Here is a 4,717-nt window from a genome sequence, read left to right as displayed (position 1 = left end):
GCTATCACCAATAGCGGCCACAAACTTCCCCAGACAATCTGCAGACTCGCATCCTTCAGGTAAATCTGTTTTGTGATGTCCGTAAAGTGACGGATCGGGTTTATCCATGTCAGATTCTGCAACCACACAGGCATATTTTCGACCGGAGAGACATATCCGGACAGCAAAATCGCCGGCATCATAAAGACAAAGACGCCGATAAATGCCTGCTGCTGTGTCGCGCACAGTGACGAAATCAGCAAGCCAAATCCCACCAGCGACAGTCCGTAAATCACCATCGTGAAGTAGAACAGCCCCAGTGAACCGGCAAACGGGATGTGATAGGCCCAGATGCCGATTGCCAGTACGATGGTGGCCTGAAAGGTGGCAACAATCAGTGCCGGCACCGCTTTACCGATGAAAATCTGCCAGGTGGTAAGCGGGGAAACCAGCAGTTGATCCAGCGTGCCTTGCTCGCGCTCGCGAGCAACCGAGAGCGAGGTGACGATCATTACGCCGATAGTGGTGATCATGGCGATCAGCGACGGAACCACGAACCATTTGTAATCCAGATTCGGGTTGTACCAGTTACGCACGACCAGCTCGCTGTTGTTTGGTTTCGGCTTGCCGTCCATCAACTCCTGCTGATACGTCTTAACGATTTGCTGCAGATAATTTGCGGCAATCTGCGCGCTGTTGGAGTTGCGCCCATCGAGAATTAGCTGCATGGGTGCCTGCTGGAAAGTATCCAGATTACGCGAGAAGTCTGCCGGGAAGCGCACCAGTAGCAGTGCTTTTTGCGTGTCGATGGTGGGTTGGATTTCCTGGGGACTTTTTAGCAGCAGAATATGGGTAAAGGCGCTGGCGCGGGCGAAGCGTTGGGTTAACTCCACCGAATGTTTACCGTTGTCTTCGTTATAGATAGCGATAGTGGCGTTGGTCACTTCCAGCGTTGCCGCAAACGGGAACAGGATCACCTGAATCAGCACCGGTAAAATCAGAATGGCTCGCGTTTGCGGTTCGCGTAGCAGCGATTGCAGCTCTTTACGAATTAACGTCCATAAGCGATGAAACATGCCCGTCCCCTTAATCCAGCCGACGTTTGGTTTTCAGCCACGTCAGGCCAATAAACATTACCGCCGAAGCGATTAAAAACAGCACGTTGATAATTAGCACCACTGGAATATTTCCCGCCAGAAACAGGCTTTGCAGGGTGCTGACGAAATAACGCGCCGGAATAATGTAGGTTACCGCCCGGATAATCGCGGGCATGCTGTCTATCTGGAAGATAAAACCTGACAGCATAATCGAGGGCAGGAAAGCGGCGTTCAGCGCGACCTGCGCGGCGTTAAACTGGTTGCGGGTGATAGTCGAAATCAACAGGCCCATGCCGAGCGTACTCAGCAGAAACAGGCTGGTAATGAAAAACAGGATCAGCAGCGAGCCGCGATAGGGCACGCCAAGAATAAATACCGACACCAGCATGCACAGCAGCATCGCCAGCATGCCGAGGAAATAATAGGGGATCAGTTTGCACAGCAGCAGCTCGACGCGGGTGACTTCGGTAGACAGCAGCGCCTCCATGGTTCCGCGTTCCCATTCGCGCGCCACCACTAATGAGGTGAGGATCGCGCCAATCACCGTCATTATGATGGTCACCGCTCCGGGAATAATAAAGTGCTGGCTGATGGCTGCCGGGTTAAACCAGTAGCGGGTCTGCACGTCGATCAAGGGCTTGAATGATTCTCCCCGGTCTTCCGCCCGCTGTTGTTGCCAGATCTGCCAGATACCTTCGACATAACCCTGTACAAAGTTGGCGGTATTCGGTTCGCTGCCGTCGGTGATCACCTGGAGCGGCGCCACGTCGTTGGGTCGCGCCATCTGCTGGGCAAAATCCACCGGGATCACCACCAGCCCGCGAATGCGCCCGGCCTGCATTTTCTCAATCAATTCCTGACGGTTATCGCTGATGGTAGCGTCAATATACGGCGAGCCGGTCATGGTATGGGTAAAATCCAGCGCCTCCTCGCTTTGCTGTTCGAGCAAAATCCCTACCCGCAGCTTGCTGGAGTCGAGGTTGATCCCGTAGCCGAAGATAAACAGCAGCAGCAGCGGGATCACGACGGCAATCAGCCAACTGCTGGGATCGCGGACGATCTGGCGGGTTTCTTTCACGCACAGCGCGCGTACGCGACGCCAGGAGAGGGCGGAATTACTCATGCGCGTGCTCCTTATCCCAGTCATTGATTAGCGTGATAAACGCCTGTTCCATCGTTGGGTCCGGCGTGTCGCTATCGGCTGCTTGTGCTTTCAGGTCATCAGGCGTGCCGCTGGCAATCAGTTTGCCGCGATACACCAGCCCGATACGGTCACAGTATTCCGCCTCATCCATAAAGTGGGTGGTCACCATCACCGTGACGCCTTTTTCCACCATGCTGTTGATATGCAGCCAGAACTCCCGACGGGTGAGGGGATCGACTCCGGAAGTGGGTTCATCGAGGAACAGGATATCGGGTTCATGCATCAGCGAGCAGGCCAGTGCCAGGCGCTGCTTAAAGCCCAGCGGCAGATCGTCGGTGGCGTGAGACGCGATGCTTTTCAAACCGAATGCCTCGCTCATACGATCAATTTTGTCTTTCTGCGCACGGCCACGCAGACCGTAGACGCCGGAGAAAAAGCGCAGGTTCTGCTCAACGGTCAGGTTGCCGTACAGGGAGAATTTTTGCGCCATATAGCCCAGATGCTGGCGTGCTTTGCCGGAGCTGACTTTCAGATCCATGTCCAGCACCAGCGCTTTGCCGGAGGTGGGAACCAGCAGGCCGCACATCATTTTAAAGGTGGTGGATTTACCGGCACCGTTGGGCCCTAGCAGGCCAAAAATCTCACCACGTTGTACGGAAAAGTCTACGTGGTCGGTCGCGGCAAAATCGCCAAACTTCTTGGTCAGCGCTTTGGCTTCGATCACCGTTTCGCCAGGCGTGCCTTCCACGGTATGCAGGATAGCGCCCAGTGGCGATTCCGATGTCCCGGCTCCGCCGAGTAAATCGATAAAGGCATCCTCGAAGCGGGGAGTCGTTTCGCTGATGTTAATCTCCGGCATGCCGTCTGCCCGACGAATATCGTCCGCAGTGGCTGCTTTTTTCAGGATTAAGCGTACCGATTTCCCCTGAATCATCCCGTCGCTGACCTGCGGTAGTTTTAATGCCCGCTGCAGCAATCGACGGTTATTTTCCTGCGGACTGCTCATCAGGAAACTGCGGCCCGCCATGGTTTGCGTCAGTCGCGTCGGTTCACCCTGATACAACAGTTCGCCTTCGTTCATCAGCAGTACATCGCGGCACTGCTCTGCTTCATCCAGATACGAGGTGCTCCAGAGGATCAACATGCCATCCCCGGCCAGCTCATGAACCATTTGCCACAGTTCACGACGGGAGATGGGGTCCACACCGACACCCGGTTCATCCAGCAACAATACTTTGGGTTCGCCGACCAGCGTACAGGCCAGCCCGAGCTTCTGTTTCATCCCACCGGAAAGTTTGCCCGCCAGTCGTCCGGTAAATGGCCCCAGCGAGGTAAATTCCAGCAGGCGGGCAAAGGTTTTTTCTCGCGCTTCGCCGGTGACGCTACGCAAATCAGCATAGAGATTGAGGTTCTCCATGACGGTTAAATCTTCATACAGGCCAAATTTCTGCGGCATATAGCCCAGTACCGCATGCAGCGCGCTGTCGTCCTTGATAGGGTCAAAGCCAATCACCGCAGCACTTCCGGCATCGGGTTTTAACAATCCCGCCAGCATGCGCATCAACGTGGTTTTCCCCGCGCCGTCCGGCCCGACAAGTCCGGTCACGTAGCCTGCATGCACGGTGCAGTCGAGCGGGGCAACGGCCGGTTTTTCCATTCCGGCAAAGTTTTTTGTCAGCCCTTTGAGCGTAATAACGGCATCATTCATGCCGTGCCTCGTCACTGAATTTGATCGTTACCGGCATTCCCTGGCGCAGCGCATCGTCCGCGTCGGTCACCACAATACGCAGGCGATAAACCAGGTCGGTGCGCAGGTCAGGGGTTTCAACTGTTTTCGGCGTAAACTCGGCAGTAGGCGACACGAAGCCGATTTTACCGTGATACGGTTTGTCCGGACGGCCATCGGTGTAGAGCAGGATCTCACGTCCCGGCTGTGCCTGGCTCAGATTCCGCTCATCTACGTAGGCGCGAACCCAAACCGGACGCGTGAGTGACAGCGTCAGTACCGTACCGCCTGCGCTTAGCATACTGCCGGGTTCGACTGCACGGGTAAGCAGCGTACCGTCAGATGGAGAGGTCAGCGTGGTGTCGTGTAAATTAAGCTCAGCCTGTGCCAGCTCAGCCTGAGCCTGTTCGAGCGTGGCTTTCGCCTGTTCGATGTCCTGCACACGATTACCGCTGCGATATTGGCTGAGTTTGTCCTGTGCGGATTTCAACGAGGCTTGCGCCTGGTCACGTGATGAACGGGCGTTTTCCAGGTCGTTAGCGGAGATGGTGCGGCTTTTCCACAATCCAACCTGTCGATTATAAAAGTTCTGTGCGTAATCATAGGCAGCCTGTGCCTGTTTGACGGCCGCTGCCGCCTGGGCGATCTCTTCAGCGCGATACCCGGCCAGCATCAGATCGTATTGCGCCTGGGCAGCGGCAACATTGGCTTTGGCCTGCATCAATGCGTTTTCATACGGTGCGCGGTCCAGTTCGCCCAGCACCTGACCGG

The 4,717-nt window shown here is 55.6% G+C and carries 4 protein-coding genes; all 4 read right to left on the bottom strand.

The genetic code is table 11. From position 1 onward, the window contains the following. Positions 1 to 1,055 (bottom strand): ABC transporter permease (locus tag FDX03_RS00305; protein WP_137345450.1); only part of this gene is annotated, 1,055 nt, incomplete at its 3' end. Positions 1,056 to 1,065: 10 nt separating this feature from the next. Further along, a complete protein-coding gene (locus FDX03_RS00300; protein WP_137345325.1) occupies positions 1,066 to 2,199 on the bottom strand; it encodes an ABC transporter permease in 1,134 nt (377 codons plus the stop codon). Further along, positions 2,192 to 3,928 carry an ATP-binding cassette domain-containing protein gene (locus FDX03_RS00295; protein WP_115602340.1) on the bottom strand — a complete coding sequence of 579 codons (1,737 nt, stop codon included), beginning with the start codon at positions 3,926 to 3,928 and terminating at the stop codon, positions 2,192 to 2,194. Before FDX03_RS00295 ends, FDX03_RS00300 begins: the two co-directional genes overlap by 8 nt. Then, positions 3,921 to 4,717, bottom strand: a 797-nt coding sequence (gene hlyD, locus FDX03_RS00290; protein WP_249356954.1) for a secretion protein HlyD, incomplete at its 5' end; no start/stop codon positions are given. The genes FDX03_RS00295 and hlyD, both read right to left, overlap by 8 nt.

Origin of the sequence: Citrobacter sp. wls827 (assembly GCF_005280875.1) — a bacterium.
Classification (GTDB): Bacteria; Pseudomonadota; Gammaproteobacteria; order Enterobacterales; family Enterobacteriaceae; genus Citrobacter; species Citrobacter youngae.
Note: the sequence above shows the minus strand (reverse complement) of the source record. Positions and strands in the feature narration are given on the sequence as shown.

What these genes read in the sequence shown, in the direction of transcription:
- FDX03_RS00295 (WP_115602340.1), bottom strand. Translation starts at nt 3,928, where the DNA reads ATGAATGATGCCGTTATTACGCTCAAAGGGCTGACAAAAAACTTTGCC.
- FDX03_RS00300 (WP_137345325.1), bottom strand. Translation starts at nt 2,199, where the DNA reads ATGAGTAATTCCGCCCTCTCCTGGCGTCGCGTACGCGCGCTGTGCGTG.